Raw genomic sequence first — 22,102 nt, 5'->3', positions numbered from 1 at the left:
CGGGGCGGTGAGGAAATGGCGGTCCATGGCATCGGCGCCCTTGAGGAAGGCGGCGAAATTGTCGTAGCCGACGGCCAGCGCGATCGGCAGGCCGATGGCCGACCAGACCGAATAGCGCCCGCCCACCCAGTCCCAGAAACCGAATATCCGGTCCTCGCGGATGCCGAATTTGGCGCAAGCTGGGATGTTGGTCGAGACGGCCGCGAAGTGGTTGGGCACCGCTTCTTCGCCCAGCGTGTCGGCGATCCATTCGCGGGCCGTGCCGGCATTGGTCATCGTCTCGTCGGTGCTAAAGGTCTTGGACGCAACGATAAAAAGCGTGCGCTTGGGGTCGAGGCGCTTGAGGATATCGTGGATATGGGCGCCATCGACATTGGAGACGTAATGCGCGCGCAGGTCGGCGCGGGTATAGGGCTCGAGCGCCAGCGTCACCATGGCGGGGCCGAGGTCGGAGCCGCCGATGCCGATATTGACGATATCGCTGAACTGCTCGCCACCATGGCCGCGCACGGCGCCGCTGCGGATGTCGTTAGTATAGGCCTCGATGGCGGCCAGTACGGCGCGGATGCCGGGCATCACATCCTTGCCGTCGACCGGAACCGGCTTATCCCCCTGATAACGCAGGGCCATATGCATCACGGCGCGGTCTTCGGTCAGGTTGATGTGCTCGCCTTCGCACATCTGGTCGCGGCGTTCCTCGACCCCGGCAGCGCGGGCCAGGTCGAACAGGGCGGCCATGGTGTCTTCGTCGATGCGGTTCTTGGAATAGTCGAGCAAGATGCCGGCGCCGGTGGTCGAATAGCGCTTGAAGCGGTTCGGATCGACGGCGAATTGCACGCGCATCGGCTGCTCTGCGAGCCGCGCCCGGTGCTTATCGAGCTTCGCAAAACTTGCCTTGCGCCCAGCTTTTGCCATGACTTTGAACCTTTGATGAACGTTAAATGACCGGCAGATCGCCAGCGGCCCATGCCGCGCGCGTCTCTGCCGCAAAATCGGTAAAGCGGCCACCTTCGATGGCGGCCCGGCAGCCCTGCACCAGCTCTTGATAATAGGCCAGGTTGATCTGGGAAAGGATCATCGCGCCCAAAATCTCTTCTGTCTTAACAAGGTGATGTAGGTATGCACGACTCCACCGCCGGCAATTGGGGTTGGGCGAGGCCTCGTCGATGGGACGATGATCATCCCTATGGCGGGCATTCTTCAGATTGATGACGCCGAAGCGGGTATAGACGTGGCCGTGGCGGCCGGCCCGGGTGGGGTGCACGCAATCAAACATGTCGATGCCGCGGCCGATGGCGCCCAGGATGTCGTCCGGCTTGCCGACGCCCATCAGATAGCGCGGCCGGTCGGCCGGCAGTTCGGGCGTGATGTTTTCCAGCACGCGGAACATGACATCCTGCGGCTCGCCCACGGCAAGGCCACCAACGGCATAGCCGTCAAAGCCGATGGACTTGAGCCCCTGGGCCGAGCGGGCGCGCAGCTCGGCGTCGTCGCCGCCCTGCACGATGCCGAACAAAGCGCGGTTGAGCTGATTGCTGAAAGCGGCCTTGGAGCGGTCGGCCCAGCGGAGCGAGAGCTCCATGGCGCGTTCCATTTCCTTGTGCTCGGCAGGCAACTTCAGGCACTCGTCGAGCTGCATGATGATGTCGCTGTCGAGCAGCGTCTGGATCTCGATCGAGCGCTCGGGCGTCAGCTCGTGCGATGAGCCATCGATATGGCTGCGGAAGGTGACGCCCTTTTCGGTGAGCTTGCGCAGCTGGGCCAGCGACATGACCTGGAAGCCGCCACTATCGGTGAGGATCGGGCGCTGCCAATCCATGAAGTCGTGCAGGCCCCCCTGGCTGGCCACGCGCTCGGCGCCGGGGCGCAGCATCAGGTGGTAGGTATTGCCCAGAAGGATATCGGCGCCGGTCTCGCGCACCTGCTCGGGATACATGGCCTTGACGGTGCCGGCGGTGCCCACCGGCATGAAAGCCGGCGTCTGGATATCGCCGCGCGGCGTGTCGATGCGGCCGCGCCGCGCCATGCCGTCGGTGGCGGAAAGGGTGAAGGTGACGAGTTTGGTCGGAGCGTTCATGGGCGGCGTTCTAGCGGGTCGGGCGATGGCAGACAACACCTGCAGCTCCCCTTCTCCCGCGTGGGAGAAGGGGCCCGAAGGGCGGATGAGGGGTTGTCGCCGCGGGCATCAAAGCATGGGAGGGCGCACAACCCCTCACCCTGGCATTTCTGCTGAACGCAGAAATGCCGTCCCTCTTCCTCAGGGGGAGAGGGGAGGATCAGATGTCGACCTCGCCCTGCTCCGCTCGCAGCAGCAGCGAGGAATCCCCATACGAGTAGAACCGGTAACCCTCGCGTATCGCGTGGGCATAGGCTTCCTGCATCACGTCGAAGCCGGCGAAGGCGCTGACCAGCATGAAGAGGGTCGACTTTGGCAGGTGGAAATTGGTCATCAGCACATCGACAGTGCGGAAGCGGAAGCCCGGGGTGATGAAGATGTCGGTATCGCCCACGAAGGGTTGCAGCTGCCCCGTCGCCCGCGATGCCGTCTCCAGCAGCCGCAGGCTCGTCGTTCCCACCGCCACGATGCGACCGCCCAGCACCTTCTTGGCGTGGATGCGTTCCACCGTCGCCTGGTCGATCTCGCCCCACTCGGCATGCATGACGTGGTCGTCGGTATCGTCCACCTTCATCGGCAGAAAGGTCCCTGCCCCCACGTGCAGCGTGACCCGTTCGATGGTCACGCCCCTTTCGGTGAGCTGCTGTAGCAGGCTTTCGGTGAAATGCAGTCCGGCGGTCGGTGCGGCGACGGCGCCATCCTCGGCCGCGTAGACCGTCTGGTAATCGACCTTGTCGCGCTCCTCGACGCCGCGCTTGGCGCCGATATAGGGCGGCAGCGGCATGGCGCCGTGCGATTTGATGGCTTCGTCCAGCTGCGCGCCGCCCAGCGCGAATTCCAGCGTCACCTCGCCGGTTTCGCCCTTGCCCGCCACGCGCGCCTTGAGCGCATCGGCCTGGCCATTGCCCAGTTCGAGCTCGTCGAGCAGGGCCAGTTTCTTGGCCGGGCGGGCAAAGGCCCGCCAGGTATGCGCGTCCACCCGCTTGTGCAGGTTGAACGACACATTGGCCCGGTTCTCACCGCGCAGCCGCGTGCCGCGCAGCTCGGCCGGCAGCACCCGCGTGTCGTTGACAACCAGCACGTCGCCGGGCTTGAGCAGCCAGAGCAGATCGGGAATGCGCCGGTCAGCCAGGCCAGCGGCCGGATCCACCACCAGCAGGCGGGCGCTGTCGCGCGGCTCGGCTGGATGGAGAGCAATGAGTTTTTCGGGAAGGTCGAAATCGAAATCGGAAACACGCATGGGCGCTCGTTAGCACGTCATGCCACGCCCGAAAATAGCGGCTGGCCGTCAGTCCCCGCCGCAGCGGACGGGATAGTCGGTTCCATCAAGGGTGAGCGTTCCGGTCAACGGCCAATCCTCGTCGCCATCGAAACGGAGACGCAGACTGACCAGAATGGCTTCGAAATTGGGATCGACGAAATCCACCTTGACGCCATCGTCGTCGGCAAAGGCCTGTCCCACCACGAAAGGCATGCCCTCGCCCCGCTCGGGGCCGGTGGAATAGGCCTTTCCGCCGGCTTCGGCATAGGCGCCGATGACCTGCAGCACGGGGAGGCGACCAGTGGCCATCTCGAGGGCAACGTCGTCGCCCTCGCAGAAATAGCCGCCACTGGCCGCCGCAGGGGCGGCCAGGGCAAGGCTGGCCAGCACGGCCAGCCCGCTCAGCTTAGGCAGCGATATCTGCCGCAACCTTGACCGAAACCATCTTGTCCGGGTTGATGACCGGCTCGCCGCGCTTGATCTGGTCCACACTGTCCATGCCCTCGATGACCTGACCCCAGACGGTGTACTGCTTGTTGAGGAAGGGTGCATCACCAAAGCAGATGAAGAACTGCGAATTGGCGCTGTCCGGGCTCTGCGCGCGGGCCATGGAAGCGGTGCCGCGAACATGCGGCTCGGCGCTGAATTCCTGCTTCAGATCGGGGTATTTCGAACCGCCGGTGCCGCGACCCTGCGGGCAACCGGTCTGGGCCATGAAGCCGTCGATCACGCGGTGGAACACGATGCCGTCGTAAAAGCCTTCGCGCGCCAGCTTCTTGATATGGGCGACGTGGTTTGGCGCCAGGTCGGGGCGCATGGCGATGACCACATTGCCCTTGGTGGTTTCAATGACGAGGGTGTTTTCGGGATCGGCGTATTCAGCCATGGATCTGACTTTCGGTTGGGAATTTGTGGCCCGCATTTAGGCCGAATGGATTGATGGTGCAACCACCGCCGTAGGCAAATTGGTCACCCACGTTCTCAGTTGACACCCTCCCCCTCGCGAGGAGGGATCAAGGGTGGGGGGTGTTTAGCCCGGATATCGGGGCTTCCGACACCCCCTCCCAGCCTCCCCCGTCAAGGGGGAGGTGCAGATCGGGGTTGCGGCGCGGCCGGCCCATTCGGGCACAGCCCTCATGGCCTTCTCGCCTAAAATCGGTCCACCGGAGCGATTTTGCCTTCGGCCGGCTCGAAGTTATTTGTATTCGATCTTGGCCGAGATGATCTGGTCGGGATTGGCTACGGCGCCGTTCTGCTCCTGGGGGCCCTTTTCAAGGGCATCGACCAGTTCCATGCCCGAGACCACCTTGCCGAAAACGGTATATTGACCGTCGAGGAAGCTGGCATCGGCCGTGGTGATGAAGAACTGCGAATTGAACGAGTTGGGATCCTGCGAGCGGGCCGCGCCGAGCACGCCACGCTGGAAGCTTTCGGCGTTGAATTCGGCCTCGACATCGGGGAGATCGGAGCCGCCCATGCCGGCATTTGCGAGGTTGAACTCGGCACCGCCGGTCTTGCCGAACTTGACGTCGCCGGTCTGGGCCATGAAGCCATCGATGACGCGGTGGAACACTACGCCGTCATAGGAACCCTGCTCGGTCAGCGCGATGACGCGCTCGACATGCTTGGGGGCCAGGGCCGGCAGCAGCTCGATGTCGACGTCGCCGCCCTCGACCGTCAGGATCAGGTGTGGCGTGCCGCTCTGGGCAAAGGTCGGCGCGGCGGACAGCGCCGCAGCGCCGATGACAAGGGCGCCGAACAGGCGACGGGTAAGGGCGGTCATGTGGTTTTCAATGCCTTGAGAACGATTTGTGGAACGAAGGCGGAAATGTCGCCGCCCATTTCAGCGATCTGCCGCACCAATGTGGCCGAGATATGCCGGACCGGCGGGCTCGAGGGCAGGAAGACGGTCTGCAGGTCGGGCGCCATCTGGGCATTCATGCCCACCATCTGCATTTCATAATTGTAGTCGGTGGTGTCGCGCAGGCCGCGAATGATCAGCTTGGCGCCGTGCTCGCGCGCCGCATTGACCATGAGGCCGGAGAAATCGACGATTCTGAACTCGGTATCGGTGCGCTTGCCGACCGGGGCCAGCGCCTGTTCGAGAATCGCCAGCCGATCCTCATGGGCGAAGAGCGGCGTCTTCTTGCCCGGATTGATGCCAACGGCGACCACCAGCGTGTCGACCAGCTTGCAGGCGCGCTCGATGACGTCGAGATGACCATTGGTCAGCGGATCGAATGAGCCCGGATAGAACCCAACCAGCTTGCTCATGGCGCCCTCCCCCTTGTTGTTGTGAGGGTTTTGTCACGCGGGGGGATTCAAGGCAAGGCACGGACGAAGACGTCGAGATCATCGCCGCCTACACCCGACTCGAGCAACGTCCAGCCGTGACCTGAATAGTAGCTGCGCAGTGGCGGCTTGGCCCCGAGATAGACCCGGCGGAAGCCAGCATCCGCGAGGCGATCGCATGCGGCCCTGACCAGGCGCGCGCCGATGCCATGCCCCCTGTCGGCAGACTCTACCCAGAGCGCGGCAATGCAAGGCCCCAGATCTGGACGGGATTCGATATCGTCCTCCAGCGCCGTCACGGTGCCCACGAATTTGCCGGCCCCGACAGCCACCAGCGTGAACGACGGGAAATTCGCCGCTCTCGCCACGTCTGCCAGCGCCACTTCCACATCGGTCAGCGCCGCGCCATAGGGACGCCACCACGCCTTCCAGATCCGGTCCGCCACGGTCGCCCAATATTCGGGCGCCTGGCGCAGATCGTGGATATCGATCGTCACTTCGACCGCCGCAACACAGTCATCATCCCGCTCACCAAGCCCAAGATCATGAGCAGCGGTAACCGCAGGCTTCGCCTCGGTCATCAGGCCCGCTTCTGCAGCGCCAGCCAAACCCCACCGCCCATCAGGATGAGTCCGGATACCCGAGAAATGAGGCGCACGCGTGTCGCACTGAGCAGGCCCCTCGCCTGCCCGGCGATTACGGCATAGATGGCGTCGGTCGCGCCGGCGACGAGCATGAAGAATACGCCGAGCGCCATCACCTGGGGAAAGGTGGGCTGGGTCACGTCGACAAACTGCGGCAGGAAGGCGCCGAGAAAGATCAGCGCCTTGGGATTGGACAGGATGACGAGGAAGCCTTCCACGGCCATGCCGAGGCGGGATTTGGTCTTTTCGGCGCGGGCCGTGCCCAGTTCACCGTTGGACCGCCACATCTTCCAGCCCAGCCAGACCAGGTAGGCGGCGCCGAGCAGCTTGATCCAGTCAAAAGCCCAGCCCATGAAGGCCACCAGGGCCTGCATGCCCAGCGCCACGACCAGCGTCATCACCAGGAAGCCCGCCTGCGTGCCGGCGACAATGGCGAGACCCGCGCCCGTGCCGCGGGCCAGCGAATTGGCAACGATGACGGTCACGGTGGGTCCGGGAACGATGGCCAGAAGGAAACAGGCACCGAGATAGGGGATGAGCGTGGCGAAGCTGAACATGGCGAAGACTCCTTGGGTGAGGAGCAAGCCACCGGGCGCCGCACTTGGCAAGGGGGCTTGGCGGGGCGCCGTTCAGTAAAATTGAATCGAGCCGGCATATCTAAAAGAGACGTCGCTTCAATAGAAGAGAGCGTGGATAGACTTCCAAACGGGAACCGGGATGCGCTCATATTTCGACGGCATGCTGCGCTACTTCGAGTTTTCTGGCCGCAGCACGCGGATGCAATACTGGATGTTCTTCCTGGTCCAGACCGTGTTGTTCGGCGCGGCCATCGCCATCGACTACCGGATGGGCGGGTTCGGCGATCCCCGCAATATTCAGGCTCCGGCGACGCTGTTCATCACCTTTGTGCATCTGGTCCCGGGGGTCACCGTACAGGTGCGGCGGCTGCACGACATCGGTAAATCCGGCGCTTGGTATCTGCTGCATTTCGTGCCGTTCGGGGGGCTCGTCCTGCTCTACTGGGCCTGCTGCGGCTCAGAGCCGGGCAGCAATTACCATGATGGCCCTGCGCCCAGCAGCTATGTGCCGCGCCATGCGCCGCAGGTCGTGGCGCCACGCCGTTCGACCATTCCGCGCCAGGTGCGCATGGGCAGCAATGCTGCGCGGCCTCCCTCGGTCGGGCGCGATGGACTGGCGGCGCCGCAACGGTTCATCTGAAATCAAAAGGGGCGCTGTGGGCGCCCCTTATGCTTACTCGGTGACCGGCGCCTCTGGCGCTTCAGGCGGTGGTGCTTCGCCGGCGTCGTCTTCCACCGGCTCGCTGATGTGCTCGACCGACATCACCTTCTCGCCGTCGGCGGTATCGAAGACGATGACGCCCTGGCTGCCGCGCGAGACGATGCGGATGGGCTTGTCGCCGCCCACCGGCAGGCGGATGGTCTGGCCGCCATCGGTAATCAACATGATCTGGTCTTCGTCTTCCACCGGGAAGCTCGAGACCAGGTGGCCATTGCGCTTGTTGACCGCCATGGCGACGATGCCTTTGCCGCCACGACCGGTGATCCGGTATTCGTGGCTGGAGGTGCGCTTGCCATAGCCGTTTTCCGAAATGGTCAGGATGAACTGCTCGATGGCGCTCATCTGGGCATAGCGGTCCTGGTTCAGCTCGCCGGCGACGACATCGCCCTCGTCCGAGCCCGTCGTCTCTTCCTCGGCACCCTCGCCGCGCACCGCACGGCTCATCTTGAGATAGGCGGCGCGTTCCTCGGCGCTGGCGTCGGAATGGTTGATCACGGCCATGGAGATGACCTTGTCGTCCTTGGCCAGGGAAATGCCGCGCACGCCCATGGAGTCGCGGCCCTTGAACACGCGGACATCGTCGACCTTGAAGCGGATGGCCTGGCCAAGCGCGGTGGTCAGCAACACGTCATTGTTGGCCGTGGCCGTCTCGACGCCGACGATCTGGTCGCCCTCGTCCAGCTTCATGGCGATCTTGCCGTTCTGGCGCACCTCGACGAAGTCGGCCAGCGAGTTGCGGCGCACGGTGCCGCGGGTGGTGGCGAACATGATGTCGAGATTGGCCCAGCTCGTCTCGTCCTCGGGCAGCGGCATGATGGTGGTCAGCCGCTCGCCCTGCTCGAGCGGCAGGATATTGATGAGCGCCTTGCCGCGCGCATTGGCCTGGGCCAGCGGCAGCCGCCAGACCTTGAGCTTGTAGGCAATGCCGCGGTCGGTGAAGAACAGCACCGGGGTATGGGTATTGGCGACGAACAGGCGGGAGACGAAGTCTTCCTCGCGCGTTGCCATGCCCGAGCGACCCTTGCCGCCGCGGTTCTGCGCCCGGTAGGTCGAGAGCGGCACGCGCTTGATGTAGCCCTCGTGGCTCACGGTCACCACCATGTCCTCGCGGGCGATCAGGTCCTCGTCGTCGAAGTCGCCGACCACGTCTGAAATCTCGGTACGGCGGGGCGTGGCGAACTGCTCCTTGATCTCGGTCAGCTCGGCGCGGATGATCTCGACGACGCGTTCGCGGCTGCGCAGGATTTCGAGATAGTCCTCGATCTCGAGGCCCAGGCCATTGAGTTCGTCGCCGATTTCGTCGCGGCCAAGGGCCGTCAGGCGGGCCAGACGCAGTTCGAGAATGGCGCGGGCCTGTTCCTCGGAGAGGTTGAAGGTGCCGTCCTCGTTGATGCGGTGGCGCGGATCGTCGATCAGCGCGATCAGCGGTGCCACGTCCTGCGCCGGCCAGCGGCGGACCATCAGCTGCTCGCGCGCCGTCGCCGGATCGGGCGCGGTGCGGATCAGGGCGATGACCTCGTCGATATTGGCGACGGCCACGGCCAGGCCGACCAGAATATGGGCGCGGTCGCGGGCCTTGTTGAGCAGGAAGCGGGCGCGACGCGTCACTACTTCATGCCGGAAATCAATAAACGCCTGCAACATCTCGCGCAGGTTCATCAATTGCGGCTTGCCGCCATTGAGCGCCACGAAATTGCAGCCGAAGGAGGATTGCAGCTGCGTGAAGCGGTAGAGCTGGTTGAGCACCACATCGGGCAGCGCATCGCGCTTGATCTCGATGACCACGCGCATGCCCTCACGCGAGGATTCGTCGCGCATGTCGGCAATGCCTTCGACGCGCTTTTCGCGCACCAGCTCGGCGATCTTTTCGACCAGCGTGGCCTTGTTCACCTGGTAGGGCAGTTCGGTGATGATGAGGGCTTCGCGCTCCTTGCGAATCTCTTCCACCGCCACCCGGCCACGCACCATGATCGAGCCGCGGCCCGTCTCATAGGCGGCGCGGATGCCGGCGCGGCCCAGGATGATGCCGGCCGTCGGGAAATCCGGTCCCGGCAGCACTTCGAGCAATTCCTCGGTGGTCACCAGTTCGTTGTCGAGCATCAGCAGGGCCGCGTCGATGGTCTCGCCCAGATTGTGGGTGGGCACATTGGTGGCCATGCCCACGGCGATGCCGCTGCCGCCATTGACCAGCATGTTGGGAAAGCGCGCCGGCAGCACGGTCGGTTCGTGCTCTGAGCCGTCGTAGTTGTCCTTGAAGTTGACCGTGTCCTTGTCGAGATCGTCGAGCATGGAATTGGTGATCTTCTGCATGCGCACTTCGGTGTAGCGCATGGCGGCCGGCATATCGCCGTCGACGGAACCGAAATTGCCCTGCCCTTCCACCAGGAGTTCCCCCATGGAGAAATCCTGTGCCATGCGGACCAAGGCCATATAGACCGCCACGTCGCTATGCGGGTGGTATTTACCGATCACGTCGCCGACGACGCGGGCCGATTTACGATAGGGCTTGTTATACTCGTAGCCGTTCTCGCTCATCGAAAACAGGATGCGCCGGTGCACGGGCTTGAGGCCGTCGCGCACGTCGGGCAGCGCGCGGCTCACGATGACGCTCATGGCGTAATCGAGATAGGACTTGCGCATCTCGGCGGTGATGGAGATCAGCGAAATGTCGGATGGCGGCATCGCGCCGGTTCCGTTTTCAGGCGTATCGGTCACTGGGGTGATTCTTGGTTGTTCGAACTGGTCTTTATGTAGGCGATTCCGGGAGAAATTGCTAATTTTGAGGGGGCGAAGCCTGTGGAGATCAGGCCTGGACCAAAGGTCTTCGATCCATCTGGCGGAAGCTCGGCACAGCTACGGGCGTCATTGTGGCCAAAAGGTAGAGCATTGCCGTCACGCCCAGGGCGATGGCGATGCCGAAATTGTCGACCAACAGGCCCGCATAAAGCCCGCCAAACGGCATCAGCGACCATGCCAGGGCGCCCACCAGCGCGATGACGCGGCCCACCATGGCAGCGGGAATGCGCTCAAACAGGATGGCGCCGATGATGGGATTGAGGAAGCCGGCGGCAAAGCCGCTGACCATCAGCACTGATACGATCACCGCGACCGGCGCATTGACCGCGAATATGGCCATGGGCAGCGGCCCGGCAAAGAGAAAGCCGATCGTGTAGATGGCCAGGCGCGGCAGGCGGTGGCCGATGGTGGCGGCGATGGCAGCGCCGGCAATCGAGGCGCCGGAAAAGGCGGCGAGGAATATGCCGACCCAGGTGACGTCGAGCCCGGCAGACCGGACCCAGACGGGCAGCAGCACAATGGCATAGGCCTGATCGAACAGGTTTGTGATGGCGATCATGATGACGAGCCCCCTCAAGACCGGATCATTCCGCAGAACCGCCCACCCCGCCCCGAACTCGGCGCGATAGCTCGTGGATGGATCGCGCTTTGGTGGCTCGGCAGGCAGACGCGGGATACCCAGCGTCACCACCAGTGCGGAGAGGAAAAACGCCAGCGCATTGGCGAGCAGGGCCGGCGCCGGGCCGAGCAGCGCGATCAGGACCCCGGCTCCGGCCGCGCCCAGCGTGCCGGCCAGCCGGTCGCTGGCGCCCATAATGCCTGTGACGCGCTCCAGCGGCAGCTTTCCCAGGGCCGCGACCGTGGGCACCAGCGCCTGCTTGGCGGCATCGGAGGGCGCCCGCAGCACACCGATCAGCGCCACGGCCGGCAATAGCACCCAGATCGTCAGCAGACCTGCCCAGAACAGCAAGGGCACCAGAGCCACGGCGATCGTTGACAGGCCATCGCACCAAACCGCGATGCGCCGGGCGCCAATGCGGTCGATCAAGGGACCGCCCAAGGCCTTGGCCAGCACATAGGGCAGCAGTTCGGCAAAGCCAACCAACCCGGTGAGAACCGGACTGCCCGTAGTGGTCAGAACCAGCCACGGAATGGCGATGGCGGAAAGGCGCGTGCCGGAGGTGGATAGCACGGTGGCGAGCGCGAGCGTTATGAAGGGCGGCATCGTCATGGCTCCCCCTGCCCCGGCGCTTCGGTTGTCCGTGGCGCGGCGTTGAGAATGATCGAGAAAGGCCGCATGCCGGGCGGCAGAGGCGTGCCCAATGGTGGCGCGGCGGCCATGGCATCGGACAACAGGGACTTGAGGTTTTCCACCAGTTCCCACGCCCCCTGCGCGGTCATAGCTATCGTATAGTCGCTGGCGGTCGATGCCTTGCGCCAATCCTGCGGCAGGCCGGCATAGGCATTGAGTGCGCCCTGCATCTGTTGCATCTGCCAGCTCAGCGCCGCTTGCAGGAAAGCGAGACCCGCATCAAGCGCCTCGCCCTCGGCGTCGTCAGCCAGGTAACTGGTCGCTTCGTGGCTGGCCCGCCACCAGCGGTCCCGCCGGCTGCCGCGGTCACCATCTTCCTCGATAAAGCCATGCAGCGCCAATTGCCGCAGATGATAGCTCGTGGCGCCCGAATTCAGCCCCAGCCGTGCCGCCAGGCCTGATGCCGTCGCGGGGCCATCGATGCGCAACAGGCCCAGCATGCGCAGCCGCAATGGGTGCGCCAGCGCCTTCAGCGCGACAGGATTTGGGGCAATGCGACTGATATCGCGACGTTCGTGAGGCATGGCCGTCCCCTTTGAGCCGTTCCACACTACATTCGCAAACAATTCTTTGCAAATACTCGTTTGCGATCATGTCCTTGGTGCGCGCGGCCTGACAGGGTAAGGGAGGCGCATGGCAGATAGTTATCGTGCATGGCTCCGTGGCGTCCGGAAGTGGCAGGACATTGCAGTCATCGACCTGCGCGAGGTCGATGGCCTCGGCAAGCGGCTGCAATTGGCGGGGCTCAAGACGCTGGGCGAGATCAACGAGATGGACGGACCGGCTCTGCTGAAGCTGGAGGGCATCGGCGTGGGCGTGGTGCGGCGCGTGCGCGGGATCATCAAGACCTGCAAGTCCGAAGAGCGGCGGCGGAAGCCGCTCACGCCTTCACTGCAGGTGCGAGCGCCACGAAGCGGGCCTTAGCGCGGCCGACGCACACTATCGGCGTGCGACGCCCAGGCGGCGGGTAACAATTTGGCGGAGCTCAGGCGGCTGCGTCGAACTCCACCCTGGCCTCATCGATGTGCGGCAAGTTGCTCGAGGCCCATTCGATCAGATAGCCGAAGGGAACGATGATCGACTGGCCGAGCGGCGTCAGCCGGTATTCCACCGCGGGCGGCTTGGTGTCGAAGACCTGGCGGGCGACAAGGCCGTCGCGCTGCAGGTCGCGCAAGGTCTGGGTCAGCATCTTCTGGGAGATATCGGGCACTTCGCGGCGAATCTGGTTGAAGCGCCTGGGACCGCCGGCCAGCGTCATCACCAGCAGCATGCTCCATTTGTCGCTGATGCGATCCAGCACGCCGCGCACCGGGCAGGTGCCCAGCGCAAGGTCGGCGGCCTCGTTCCAGCGCTGTACGAACATGGCTGCGGTTGCTTCGGCTGCATGCATGGCGGTTACCTCCAGGTGACGTTACGCGGCGAAAGTGCCTCCTTTCGGACCGCGCCGGGGTCCACTAGATAGCACTCTCCGTTCGATACTTACTCTCCAATGGCTTCTGCTACAAGGGAGGAGCGAACGCCACAACATGGAGAGTTCGTATGTCTCAATTCAAGGATCAGACCCTGCTGGTTACCGGCGCTTCGGGCAATTTCGGCCGCATCGCCGTGGAAGAGCTGCTGGCACGCGGCGCCACCAAGGTCATTGCCGGCACACGCGACCCGGCCAAGCTGGAAGGCCTCAAGGCCAAGGGCGTCGAGATTCGCAAGGTCGATTTCGATGACGCCGCCAGCCTGTCCGCGGCCTTTGCCGGCGTCGACCGTGTGTTGATCGTCAGCACCGACGGCATTGGCAAGCGCGTTGCCCAGCAGACTGCCGCCATCGCCGCCGCAAAGGCAGCCGGCGTCAAGCACATCGTCTATACGTCGGCGCCCGCTGCCCGTCCCAATGCCGATGCCGGCCTGGGTGTCGAGCATTTCTGGACCGAAGCAGCCATCGCCCAGAGCGGGGTCGACTTCACCATCCTGCGCAATCACATGTATGCCGAGAACAACTTCATGGGTGCGGCACATGTGGTTTCATCCGGCCAGTTGTTCGGGCTGATCGGTGATCGGGGCACGGCCTATGTGGCTCGTGCCGACGCAGCACGCGCCGCGGCTGGGGCTCTGCTTGCGGCGGAAGGCAAGTCGGTCGAGGACGTCACCGGCCCGGCGGCCGTCACCAATGTCGAGCGTGCCGCGCTCTACTCCAAGGTCACTGGCAAGCCTGTCACCAGCGTCGCCCTGCCCCCGGCCGATCTCAAGGCGGGCATGGTGGCTGCCGGCGTGCCCGAAGGCTTCGCCCAGGCGCTGCTGGCTTTCCAGGTCGACGCCGTGCTCGGCTTCCACGGCGTCGTCACCGACACCGTGGAGCGCTATTCCGGCCGCAAGCCGCAGGGGCTCGAGACCTTCCTCACCGCCAACCGCGCCGCGCTTGGCGCCTGACCCTTCCGGCCTCGCGCTTTCGGCGCGGGGCCGTTGCCCACAGCCATTGTTGTACAATTGAGGCATGGCCCCCGCGGCTGCTGGACGCCCCCGAGACAAACCCGTACCAATTGCGCCAGTTGTCGCGCAGTCGCGGAGTCGGGCCCCGGTGTCAGTTGGTTCTGTGTTCAACCGCCTGTGGGCGCGCTTCGCCTATGATCGTTCCATCGGCTTTGGCCTCGAGTATATCGGGCTGACCACCCTGCGCTATCCGCGCGCCATCGCCCTGGCGGTGCTGGCCTTCTCCATCCTCTGCTTCACCCAGATCCCGCGCGCCAATGTCGATGGCAACCTGCTGCGCGTTTATGCCCATTCGGGCCAGTATTACGACGCCTATGAGCACCTGGCGGACACGTTTGGTACTTTCGAGAACGACATCTATGTCCTCGTGAGCTCGCCGCGCATGACCGAGCCAGAGACGCTGGAGCGGGTACGCGAGCTGGCCTTCGACCTAGAACTCAATGAATACGCGGTGGGGACCATGTCCCCGTTCACTTTGCGCAAGCCGGACGGCTTTGGCGGCTCGGTGCCGGCGGTGCCCGAGGGCATGGACGATTTCGCCGAAGTCGCCATCGCCCTGGCGGAGTTGCAGCAGAACGACCCGATGATGCGCAATCTCATCACGCCTGACCTCAGCGGCGTGGTGCTGATCATGTTCCCCAACCAGGACATGACCCGGGGCGACGGCACCAAGGCGATGATCGAAAGCGTGCGCGAGACCGTTGCCTATTACGCCGACGAAAATATTTCCATCGAGCTGACCGGCCCGCCGATCTGGACGTCGGAAATGCTCAATGCCGCGGTGAACGACCAGGTCAAGTTCACCGTCTGGGGCTTCGGGCTGGGGGCGCTCATTGCGCTGCTGGCGCTACGCTCGCTGCCGGGGGCCCTGCTGGTGGCGGCGACGCCGCTGCTGGCCGTGATGTGGTCGATGGGCATCATTCTGCTGTTCTTCGGCTCGTTCTCCTTCCTCACCATCATCGTCACCACGCTGGTGTTGGTGATCAGTTTCGCCGAATCCATGTTCTTCGTCTTCAACTGGCTGGCCTATTGGCGCGACGGGATGGAGCCCAACAAGGCGGTGGACGCCACGGTGAAGCTGGTGGGGCCGGCAGCGGCGCTGACCATGCTCACCACCTTTGTCAGCTTTGCCTCGCTGGCGCTGACGCCGGGCCAGGGCGTGCGCGAATTTTCAATCGCCGGCGCCATCGGCACGTTCCTGCTCTTCGTCTGCCTCATGACTTTCCTGCCGCTGATGTTGAAGGCGGCGATCCGGCTGGGCTTCAGGCCGCCCAAGCGCTCCAGCCTGGTATTGACCGCGCCGCTGCCGCTGAGCTGGTTCATCGCCAGCCGCTTCGGGCGGCAGCTGTCGATCCTGGCCATCGTCGTCACCGTGCTGCTGCTCATCCCCTATGCGCTGATCAAGCCACGCTTCTCGTTCGAGGATTTCGTCGCCAAGGACTCCAACGCGCTGACCACGGCCGAGCAGATCGATGACGGCGTCGGGGGCGTGGCGCCGCTCTATATCCGTGTGCCGCTGACCGGGACCGATCCCAATGTGGACGACCGGGATTTCGAGACCATCCGTATCGTGCACGAGATCCTTGAGAGCCATGTGGGGCAGAACAAGGTCATCTCGGCAGCGAGCATGAGCAACTATACCGAGACCGGCTTTTCCCGCGAGGAGGTATTCGACTCGGTTGGCCCCTTCCTGCGCAAAAGGTTCGTGACCGATGACGGCAGCCAGGCGCTGGTCACCGGCTTCATGCCGACCATCATTGATTCCGACACGCTCAAGCAGCTGGTCGAGGACGTGGCCGACGAAATGCGGGTGGCCGGGGTCGTCGGTGCTGAAATCGGCGGGTTTCGCATCCTGACCACCTTTGCCACCGACCAGATCGTCACCGGCCTGCAGCTCGACCTGACGCTCTCTGTGCTGGTCAATCTGGGGCTGATCGGCTTTGCCTTCCAGTCGTTCCGGGTGGCGCTGGCTTCGGCAATTCCCAATCTCTTCCCGGTGCTCGGCACCGAGGCCTGGCTCTATTTCACCGGCCAGGGGCTGCAGCTGACCACGGTCATCGCGCTGACCATCGCCTTCGGCATCGCGGTGGACGATACGGTGCATTTCCTGTCGCATTATCTGCATTCGCGGCGCGAAGAGGGACGCTCGCACATGGACGCGGTCAAGCACACGCTGGACCGGATCGGGGGCGCCATCGTGGCCACCACCATCATCCTGTGCGCGGGCGTGGTGATCGTCACCTTCTCGGAATTGCCGCAGGTGGCCTTGTTCGGCACGCTGTTCGTCTCGACCCTGGGCTTCGCGGTGATCGGAGATCTGTTCATTCTGCCGGCGCTGCTGGCGGCCGGCGGCAAGTTCTTCCAGCCGCTCGGCCGCATCCGCGTGCGCACTGCCGACCACGACGCGACGCCGGACGATCCGACCGGCGATACCATTACCGGCGAGGGCGGCACGGAGGGCCATTCGCAGCCGGGGTAACGCAGGCGCTTGCGGGCTGGTCAAATTGTCGAGAAGGTTCGCAGCAGCCACGCGGATTTGGTATCGGTTTGCGGCGCCGAATCGGCCGGGGGGCATGATTCGCTGGAGGCTTATGCAATGAACTATCTCGGACCCCTGTCGCGTGCCGTCGCCGTGGCGGGCCTGCTGGCCGCTGGCGCCGTCGCGCCGGCCATCGCAGCCCCGGCGGATGTCGCGCTGCTGCAATCCTATGTCGGGGACTGGCGCGGGCGTGGCGTACTCATCGGCGCCAATACCGAGACGGTGGTGTGCCGGCTGTCGCTGACCCAGGGCAACCAGGACAAGGTCAACTATAGCGGCCGCTGCTCGCTGGCCGGAACGCAGCTGTCGGTGGCCGGCACCATGGCCTATGTCGAAGCCAACAAGCGCTTCGAGGCCGCCATGAGCTCGAATGCGACCTTTACCGGAATTGCCATCGGCCAGAAGCGCGGCGAGGGCTTGATATTCAACCTGCGCGAGCGCGACGAGGACGAAGAGGGCAAGGACCTGACCATCTCGGCGCAGATCAGCCTGCGCGAAGAGGCCATCCATGTGGTGTTCGAGGTGGTCTATGTCGACAGCGGCGACAGCCTGCGCGCCGAGGTTCCGTTCTCCAGGTAGCGCGCTGCCGGCCGCTGTCACCTCGATTTGTTCGGCTTTTCGGCACTCCGGCTGGTGAAGTCTTAACCCCGGTCTTGCTATCGTTCCTGCAGATACAGGAGCGCCGAATTGCGCAGCCTTGCCTACCCCCTCCGGCATCCGCTCACAGAAGTGGCGGGTTCGAATGACGACGACTTTGGCGCGCGCCTGGCGCGGCTGTGCGACCTGCTCGGCATTGCCGGCGCGCAACTGACAACCGCTACCGACAGTGGCTCGGCAATTATTGCGGCGGTCGGCCCCGCGGCCGACAACCTGGCGCTGCTGCAAGCCCGCGCACTGCCGGGCCCCCACCGCCTTGTCCTGCCCGACATCGCGGCTGCCGGCCCGTCGGGAGCGCGGTTCTATGTGGGCCTGAAGTTGCCGAGCGCCGCCGGGGGCTCGCCCCTGCTGCTGAGCCTGTTCGACCCCAAACCGCGGGCTGCCCATATGGCAGAGCGGATTGCCGGGCTGGCGCAGGAGCTGGTGACCGACGCCACTGTCGAGCAATTGCGCCAGGTCATCGAATGCCAGGCCAAGGTCATCGCCGAGAGTATCCAGATGGAGCAGCTACGGCGGGAGCTGTTCGAGCGCGCTTCGGCCACCGCCAAGATCGGCGTCTGGCAATGCGATCTCGCCGATAACAGCCTGCTATGGACGAACGGGGTCTACGATCTGTTCGAGATAGAGCGCGGCACCCAGGTCACCCGGGAGCTGTCGCTGTCCTGCTATACCGAGGCGTCCCGGCGGCAGATGGAAGCGGCCCGCGCCCATGCCATCGCCACCTGCACCGATTTTGCGCTGACCGTGGAGATCATCACGGTGCGCGGCAAGCGTCGCTGGATGCGGCTGACCGGTGCGGTCGAGAGCCGGAACGGCGTTGCCACACGCATCTTCGGTATGAAACAGGACGTCACCGAGGAAAAGCTGATGGCGGACCGGACCCGCTATCTGGCGGAGTTCGACGTGATGACCGGGCTTGCCAACCGCAGCCAGTTCCAGGCGCATCTGGCCGGGTTCGATGCACAAGGCGGCAATGGCTCGGGTGCGCTGCTGCTGGTTGACCTCGACGGCTTCAAACAGGTCAACGACACCTATGGCCACGCGCTGGGCGACGAGTGCCTCAAGGAGGCCGCCCTGCGCCTGACCGCAAGTTGCGCCAACGCGCAGCTGGTGGCCCGCATTGGCGGCGACGAGTTTGCCGTGCTGCTTGGTCCGGCCACGCCCGCCGACGCTGCCGAGGCCCTGGCCGAGGGCATCGTCGCCACGATCGGCCAACCCTTTGTCCGCGGCGGTCACACGTTCAAGCTCGGCGCCTCGGTTGGCGTCGCCCATTACCGCGGCGGTTTCTCCCAAGATCTGTTCCGGCAGGCCGATACCGCCCTTTATGCCGCCAAGGACGCGGGCCGGAACACCAGCCGGACCTATAGGGCCGACGCCGCCTGAGACCAGCATCCCGCAAAAGCAAAGGGAGGCCGCCTGCGCGACCTCCCCCTCATTCGATAAAGCGCAGCAAATCCTAGAACGGAATGTCGTCGTCCATGCCGCCGGGCTCGAAGGCCGGGGCGTTGGCGGCCGGGCGGCGAGCGCCGCCGCCGGCCGGCGCGTTGTCGCGCACGCCGCGGAAACCGGTGTCGTTGCCGCCGCCGAAACCGCCACCAGCGCCTTCGCTGTCACCGCGGCCATCGAGCAGCGTCAGGTTCGAGTTGAAGCCCTGCAGCACGACTTCAGTGGAATATTTGTCGGCGCCGGACTGGTCCTGCCATTTGCGGGTCTGCAGCTGGCCTTCGAGATAGACCTTGCTGCCCTTCTTCAGATAACTCTCGGCCACGCGCGCCAGACCTTCCGAGAAGATCACCACGCGGTGCCACTCGGTCTTTTCGCGGCGCTCGCCAGTGTTCTTGTCCTTCCAGTTCTCGGACGTGGCGACCGAAAGGTTCACCACCTTGCCGCCGCTTGGAAGATTGCGCACTTCCGGGTCCGCGCCGAGATTGCCGACTAGGATCACCTTGTTGACACTGCCTGCCATCGCTCATTCCTTTCAATTCAGTCCTGGGGCCTCACCCTCTGGACGCTCACTTACATAGCGCGGGCACCTTACGCCCCCGCGCCGTTCACCGCTTCCGCCTTGCCGCAGTTGTGAACAGAAGTGTCTGGTCGTTTGTTCCCTTTATGTTCTACTGTGGATCGGTCGTCAAGGCGCAGAAATTCTTTCACATGCGCGCGGCCCGCCGCTGTGCAATGGTCCCGCACCATTGGGCATGCGGGAAAGACGACAATGCGCATAATCTTGACGACAATCGCCGCTGCGGCCTTGCTGGGCACAATGACTACCGCACAGTCCGCCGAAACGATCGGGCGGTCGAACCCGCTACGCAAGGTGCTGCTGGATTCCTTGCGCCCCATATCGAAAACGAACTGGGCGTAAACGTGCAGTTTGTCGTCGATACCCTGCAGGTCGATGGATATTGGGCCTTCATGGCTGGTACCGCGCAGAACACTGATGGCTCGCCTATCGACTTCAGCCAGACGCCCTATGCGGAAGCCGAGGCGGAAGGCATGTTTGATGGCCCCACCGTCAAGGCCATCTTGTCCCAGCAGGGCGATAGCTGGATGGTGGAGGCCTACAGTATCGGCGCTACCGATGTGGTTGAAGCCGGCTGGCCAGACGAATATGGCGTGCCCTGCGATCTGGTCGAATTCTGCGACTAGCAGACTGTGGACATCATCCGACCTGCTGACATGCCCTGTCAGCAGGGCTGACCGAAAGCATCGGCGCGCGTCAGGGAGCCGGGCCGTCATGGGCTATAGCGAAGCAATGTGGATCTACCTCGTCCTGCTATTCGGCATCATCGTGGTGCCGGGCATGGACATGTTCTTCGTTATGGCCAATGCGCTGACTGGCGGCCGCAAGGCGGGCTTTGCCGCCGTCGCCGGCATCATGCTGGGCGGCGCGGTGCATACGCTGTTCGGCGCGCTGGCCGTCGGCGTGCTGACCCAGCTTCCGACAATGGTGTTCCAGGCCATGATCCTGATCGGCGCCGCCTATATGGCGTGGATCGGCTACACGCTGCTGCGCAGTTCAATCACCGTTGATGCCATCGGCAAGGCCTCCACGCGCTCGCATTGGGTGGCGTTCCGCCAGGGCACCATCACCTGCCTACTCAATCCCAAGGCCTATCTGTTCGTGCTGGCGGTGTTCCCGCAATTCATGCGGCCGGAATACGGGCCGATCTGGTCGCAGGCTCTGGTCATGGGCGCAATGACGGTGGCTATGCAGTTCCTCATCTATGGCGCGCTGGCTCTGGCCGCCGGCAAAGGCCGTGATGCGCTGATCGGCAATCCGCAGTTGACCATCTGGATCGGTCGGGGCGCCGGCGCGTTGTTTGTCGCAGCCGCCCTGTTCACGGCCTGGCATGGAGCAACCCAGCATGTTGGCCCTTGACCGAAGCGCGATTGTCCCGCGCATCACTTCGAGTCAGGGAATGAATGGCGGCATTCTCCAGGGCACAGCCAAGACTTTGCTAGTTCGGTATGCTGGCTGGCACGCCCTCCGCCGAAACCACGTTGGTGATCGTGTTCCCTCCGTCGCTGACGGACAAACTCAACCGCAACGAAACGAGACTTCCAGAATGGGCGTTTGAATCTGCATCTCTGATGTTGAAGGCCCATTTCCCAAACGCTTCAGCCCCCACAAAGGTCTCCATGCTGTTCTCATGAGACGTGAATGTTGACGTCTGCCCGGAACATCTATTCAGGCCGCGATCCATGAAACTCTGGCTTTGGCCTGTCGGAGATGTGAGGGTTGCGTAATAGTCGTTTTCGCACTCGACGCTGAACGAAAACGAAAGTGACCCCGCTACGATTTCGCCTGCCAGAGGAAAGTCGATATACTTTGTCAGGCCCGCCCGCGGATCAATATTTTGTTCCACATCTGACGCATTCTGAGTGGCGATTTCCGGGGTAGTGTCGTTGGAATCCATCTCGAATTCCCTCAGCATCGGCCCCACAACTGAATTGTAAAAAATGTAGACGGAAAACACCAAAACCAGAACAAATATTATGGTGTTCTTCATGTCCCCAAAAACCCAACTGAAGAACGGACTAAGTATACTCTTTCCAACAAAGACGCTAAATTGCTTCCATATCGTTGAGAAAAATACCGACAACGCCACTATCGAAACCAACACAATCAAGAAAATTGCATGATGCAGCATGGTTTCGCCCCAGATAGATCTTATCCAATCCGCGACAAGTTCTTCAAGCATACCTAGAAGCATCAGCGTCCCCCCGACGGCCCGAAACTCTCTCTTTGTGACAATGTGGCAATTTATCTGCGTCGCGGAAAGCCCTCAATTAGACCTCGTTCAATTTGAGCATAATTGCCTCCACGACAGGCTGGATTTTAAAGCCGCAATTTCGACCAAAGGTGTTGGGGAGGTGAATGTACTGCGGGCATTGCAGCGATCTCCACAATATCTACTGTCGACATCTCCCAGGGCGTCTCCGAGGTTTCCTACTGACACATCCTGTCAGCACCCCTGCACCAAACCATGACGATCCAGTTGGACCGCTGCCGCGTCGCAGGCAGGAACGAACTGCGCATCGGCAGGTTCGGGTAATGGAAAACGGAGCTGTTGCACTTGACCGAATCTGTTTTGTTCCGTTTATGTTCCAATTGGTATATGCCACTTGGGTAAGGGTGAGCGGACACGCTAAGGTGACCGGACAGCCGGGCGGCCATGCGCAGGGGCCGCTTGCAGGGTGG

General features: G+C 63.5%; 22 protein-coding genes and 1 pseudogene. 8 read left to right on the top strand and 15 right to left on the bottom strand.

Annotation, left to right across the window (positions count from 1 at the left end):
- The 9 genes and pseudogenes from V6M52_RS12295 to V6M52_RS12255 all read right to left on the bottom strand — a co-directional run.
- Positions 1-843 (bottom strand): annotated as a pseudogene (locus V6M52_RS12295) (glucose-6-phosphate isomerase); the annotation flags it as partial.
- Between the two features lie 94 nt (positions 844-937).
- The gene (tgt, locus tag V6M52_RS12290) at positions 938-2,077 is read right to left on the bottom strand and encodes a tRNA guanosine(34) transglycosylase Tgt (protein WP_332701232.1); all 1,140 of its coding nucleotides are present in this window, start codon (positions 2,075-2,077) and stop codon (positions 938-940) included.
- 199 nt (positions 2,078-2,276) lie between these two features.
- Positions 2,277-3,356, bottom strand: coding sequence for a tRNA preQ1(34) S-adenosylmethionine ribosyltransferase-isomerase QueA (queA, locus tag V6M52_RS12285; protein WP_332701231.1), 1,080 nt, complete (start codon positions 3,354-3,356; stop codon positions 2,277-2,279).
- A 48-nt stretch (positions 3,357-3,404) separates the two neighbouring features.
- Positions 3,405-3,806 (bottom strand): hypothetical protein, encoded by a 402-nt coding sequence (locus tag V6M52_RS12280; protein WP_332701230.1) that lies wholly within the window; start codon positions 3,804-3,806, stop codon positions 3,405-3,407.
- Positions 3,784-4,263, bottom strand: a complete 480-nt coding sequence (locus V6M52_RS12275; protein ID WP_332685847.1) for a peptidylprolyl isomerase — start codon at positions 4,261-4,263, stop codon at positions 3,784-3,786. The genes V6M52_RS12280 and V6M52_RS12275 overlap by 23 nt, the downstream gene beginning before the upstream one ends.
- A gap of 309 nt (positions 4,264-4,572) precedes the next feature.
- The gene (locus tag V6M52_RS12270) at positions 4,573-5,160 is read right to left on the bottom strand and encodes a peptidylprolyl isomerase (protein ID WP_332701229.1); all 588 of its coding nucleotides are present in this window, start codon (positions 5,158-5,160) and stop codon (positions 4,573-4,575) included.
- A complete protein-coding gene (gene coaD / locus V6M52_RS12265; protein WP_332685845.1) occupies positions 5,157-5,651 on the bottom strand; it encodes a pantetheine-phosphate adenylyltransferase in 495 nt (164 codons plus the stop codon). Before coaD ends, V6M52_RS12270 begins: the two co-directional genes overlap by 4 nt.
- 47 nt (positions 5,652-5,698) lie before the next feature.
- Positions 5,699-6,250 (bottom strand): GNAT family N-acetyltransferase, encoded by a 552-nt coding sequence (locus tag V6M52_RS12260; RefSeq protein WP_332701228.1) that lies wholly within the window; start codon positions 6,248-6,250, stop codon positions 5,699-5,701.
- Positions 6,250-6,870 carry a LysE family translocator gene (locus V6M52_RS12255; protein ID WP_332685843.1) on the bottom strand — a complete coding sequence of 207 codons (621 nt, stop codon included), beginning with the start codon at positions 6,868-6,870 and terminating at the stop codon, positions 6,250-6,252. The genes V6M52_RS12260 and V6M52_RS12255 overlap by 1 nt, the downstream gene beginning before the upstream one ends.
- A 160-nt stretch (positions 6,871-7,030) precedes the next feature.
- Here V6M52_RS12255 and V6M52_RS12250 point away from each other — a divergent pair, with 160 nt between their 5' ends.
- On the top strand, positions 7,031-7,531 hold the full coding sequence (locus V6M52_RS12250) for a DUF805 domain-containing protein (protein WP_332685842.1): 501 nt from the start codon (positions 7,031-7,033) through the stop codon (positions 7,529-7,531).
- A gap of 33 nt (positions 7,532-7,564) precedes the next feature.
- Here V6M52_RS12250 and gyrA read toward each other — a convergent pair whose 3' ends face one another.
- From gyrA to V6M52_RS12235, 3 genes are all read right to left on the bottom strand, one after another.
- Complete coding sequence (gene gyrA / locus V6M52_RS12245; protein ID WP_332685850.1) at positions 7,565-10,294, bottom strand: DNA gyrase subunit A; 2,730 nt, start codon at positions 10,292-10,294, stop codon at positions 7,565-7,567.
- A 121-nt stretch (positions 10,295-10,415) separates the two neighbouring features.
- A complete protein-coding gene (locus tag V6M52_RS12240; protein WP_332701227.1) occupies positions 10,416-11,639 on the bottom strand; it encodes an MFS transporter in 1,224 nt (407 codons plus the stop codon).
- The gene (locus V6M52_RS12235; RefSeq protein WP_332701226.1) at positions 11,636-12,244 is read right to left on the bottom strand and encodes a winged helix-turn-helix domain-containing protein; all 609 of its coding nucleotides are present in this window, start codon (positions 12,242-12,244) and stop codon (positions 11,636-11,638) included. The genes V6M52_RS12240 and V6M52_RS12235 overlap by 4 nt, the downstream gene beginning before the upstream one ends.
- Positions 12,245-12,353: 109 nt before the next feature.
- On the opposite strand from V6M52_RS12235, the gene V6M52_RS12230 reads away from it, so the two are divergent.
- Positions 12,354-12,644 (top strand): hypothetical protein, encoded by a 291-nt coding sequence (locus V6M52_RS12230; protein WP_332685839.1) that lies wholly within the window; start codon positions 12,354-12,356, stop codon positions 12,642-12,644.
- A 61-nt stretch (positions 12,645-12,705) separates the two neighbouring features.
- Here V6M52_RS12230 and V6M52_RS12225 read toward each other — a convergent pair whose 3' ends face one another.
- Positions 12,706-13,110, bottom strand: coding sequence for a winged helix-turn-helix transcriptional regulator (locus tag V6M52_RS12225; protein ID WP_332701225.1), 405 nt, complete (start codon positions 13,108-13,110; stop codon positions 12,706-12,708).
- Between the two features lie 149 nt (positions 13,111-13,259).
- On the opposite strand from V6M52_RS12225, the gene V6M52_RS12220 reads away from it, so the two are divergent.
- The 4 genes from V6M52_RS12220 (at position 13,260) to V6M52_RS12205 (ending at position 18,780) form a co-directional block, all read left to right on the top strand.
- On the top strand, positions 13,260-14,141 hold the full coding sequence (locus V6M52_RS12220) for an NmrA family NAD(P)-binding protein (protein WP_332701224.1): 882 nt from the start codon (positions 13,260-13,262) through the stop codon (positions 14,139-14,141).
- Between the two features lie 148 nt (positions 14,142-14,289).
- Positions 14,290-16,680, top strand: a complete 2,391-nt coding sequence (locus V6M52_RS12215) for an efflux RND transporter permease subunit (protein WP_332701223.1) — start codon at positions 14,290-14,292, stop codon at positions 16,678-16,680.
- Between the two features lie 117 nt (positions 16,681-16,797).
- Complete coding sequence (locus tag V6M52_RS12210) at positions 16,798-17,319, top strand: hypothetical protein (RefSeq protein ID WP_332701222.1); 522 nt, start codon at positions 16,798-16,800, stop codon at positions 17,317-17,319.
- 108 nt (positions 17,320-17,427) lie between these two features.
- The gene (locus V6M52_RS12205; protein WP_332701221.1) at positions 17,428-18,780 is read left to right on the top strand and encodes a sensor domain-containing diguanylate cyclase; all 1,353 of its coding nucleotides are present in this window, start codon (positions 17,428-17,430) and stop codon (positions 18,778-18,780) included.
- Between the two features lie 73 nt (positions 18,781-18,853).
- On the opposite strand, the gene ssb is transcribed toward V6M52_RS12205, so the two are convergent.
- Positions 18,854-19,363 (bottom strand): single-stranded DNA-binding protein, encoded by a 510-nt coding sequence (gene ssb / locus V6M52_RS12200; protein ID WP_332701220.1) that lies wholly within the window; start codon positions 19,361-19,363, stop codon positions 18,854-18,856.
- A gap of 401 nt (positions 19,364-19,764) precedes the next feature.
- Between ssb and V6M52_RS12195 the strand changes: the two genes are divergently transcribed.
- Positions 19,765-20,046 carry a hypothetical protein gene (locus tag V6M52_RS12195; RefSeq protein WP_332701219.1) on the top strand — a complete coding sequence of 94 codons (282 nt, stop codon included), beginning with the start codon at positions 19,765-19,767 and terminating at the stop codon, positions 20,044-20,046.
- Between the two features lie 88 nt (positions 20,047-20,134).
- A complete protein-coding gene (locus V6M52_RS12190) occupies positions 20,135-20,779 on the top strand; it encodes a LysE family translocator (protein ID WP_332701218.1) in 645 nt (214 codons plus the stop codon).
- Between the two features lie 79 nt (positions 20,780-20,858).
- On the opposite strand, the gene V6M52_RS12185 is transcribed toward V6M52_RS12190, so the two are convergent.
- A complete protein-coding gene (locus V6M52_RS12185) occupies positions 20,859-21,614 on the bottom strand; it encodes a proprotein convertase P-domain-containing protein (RefSeq protein WP_332701217.1) in 756 nt (251 codons plus the stop codon).
- Between the last annotated feature and the right edge of the window lie 488 nt (positions 21,615-22,102).

It is taken from the genome of Devosia sp., assembly GCF_036676215.1.
Taxonomy (GTDB): domain Bacteria; phylum Pseudomonadota; class Alphaproteobacteria; order Rhizobiales; family Devosiaceae; genus Devosia.
Note: the sequence above shows the minus strand (reverse complement) of the source record. Positions and strands in the feature narration are given on the sequence as shown.

Bases quoted from the DNA above. Each gene is read 5' to 3' on its own strand.
- tgt (WP_332701232.1), bottom strand. From the start codon at position 2,077: ATGAACGCTCCGACCAAACTCGTCACCTTCACCCTTTCCGCCACCGAC.
- queA (WP_332701231.1), bottom strand. From the start codon at position 3,356: ATGCGTGTTTCCGATTTCGATTTCGACCTTCCCGAAAAACTCATTGCT.
- V6M52_RS12275 (WP_332685847.1), bottom strand. From the start codon at position 4,263: ATGGCTGAATACGCCGATCCCGAAAACACCCTCGTCATTGAAACCACC.
- V6M52_RS12270 (WP_332701229.1), bottom strand. From the start codon at position 5,160: ATGACCGCCCTTACCCGTCGCCTGTTCGGCGCCCTTGTCATCGGCGCT.
- coaD (WP_332685845.1), bottom strand. From the start codon at position 5,651: ATGAGCAAGCTGGTTGGGTTCTATCCGGGCTCATTCGATCCGCTGACC.
- V6M52_RS12260 (WP_332701228.1), bottom strand. From the start codon at position 6,250: ATGACCGAGGCGAAGCCTGCGGTTACCGCTGCTCATGATCTTGGGCTT.
- V6M52_RS12255 (WP_332685843.1), bottom strand. From the start codon at position 6,870: ATGTTCAGCTTCGCCACGCTCATCCCCTATCTCGGTGCCTGTTTCCTT.
- V6M52_RS12250 (WP_332685842.1), top strand. From the start codon at position 7,031: ATGCGCTCATATTTCGACGGCATGCTGCGCTACTTCGAGTTTTCTGGC.
- gyrA (WP_332685850.1), bottom strand. From the start codon at position 10,294: ATGCCGCCATCCGACATTTCGCTGATCTCCATCACCGCCGAGATGCGC.
- V6M52_RS12240 (WP_332701227.1), bottom strand. From the start codon at position 11,639: ATGACGATGCCGCCCTTCATAACGCTCGCGCTCGCCACCGTGCTATCC.
- V6M52_RS12235 (WP_332701226.1), bottom strand. From the start codon at position 12,244: ATGCCTCACGAACGTCGCGATATCAGTCGCATTGCCCCAAATCCTGTC.
- V6M52_RS12230 (WP_332685839.1), top strand. From the start codon at position 12,354: ATGGCAGATAGTTATCGTGCATGGCTCCGTGGCGTCCGGAAGTGGCAG.
- V6M52_RS12225 (WP_332701225.1), bottom strand. From the start codon at position 13,110: ATGCATGCAGCCGAAGCAACCGCAGCCATGTTCGTACAGCGCTGGAAC.
- V6M52_RS12220 (WP_332701224.1), top strand. From the start codon at position 13,260: ATGTCTCAATTCAAGGATCAGACCCTGCTGGTTACCGGCGCTTCGGGC.
- V6M52_RS12210 (WP_332701222.1), top strand. From the start codon at position 16,798: ATGAACTATCTCGGACCCCTGTCGCGTGCCGTCGCCGTGGCGGGCCTG.
- ssb (WP_332701220.1), bottom strand. From the start codon at position 19,363: ATGGCAGGCAGTGTCAACAAGGTGATCCTAGTCGGCAATCTCGGCGCG.
- V6M52_RS12190 (WP_332701218.1), top strand. From the start codon at position 20,135: ATGGGCTATAGCGAAGCAATGTGGATCTACCTCGTCCTGCTATTCGGC.
- V6M52_RS12185 (WP_332701217.1), bottom strand. From the start codon at position 21,614: ATGCTTCTAGGTATGCTTGAAGAACTTGTCGCGGATTGGATAAGATCT.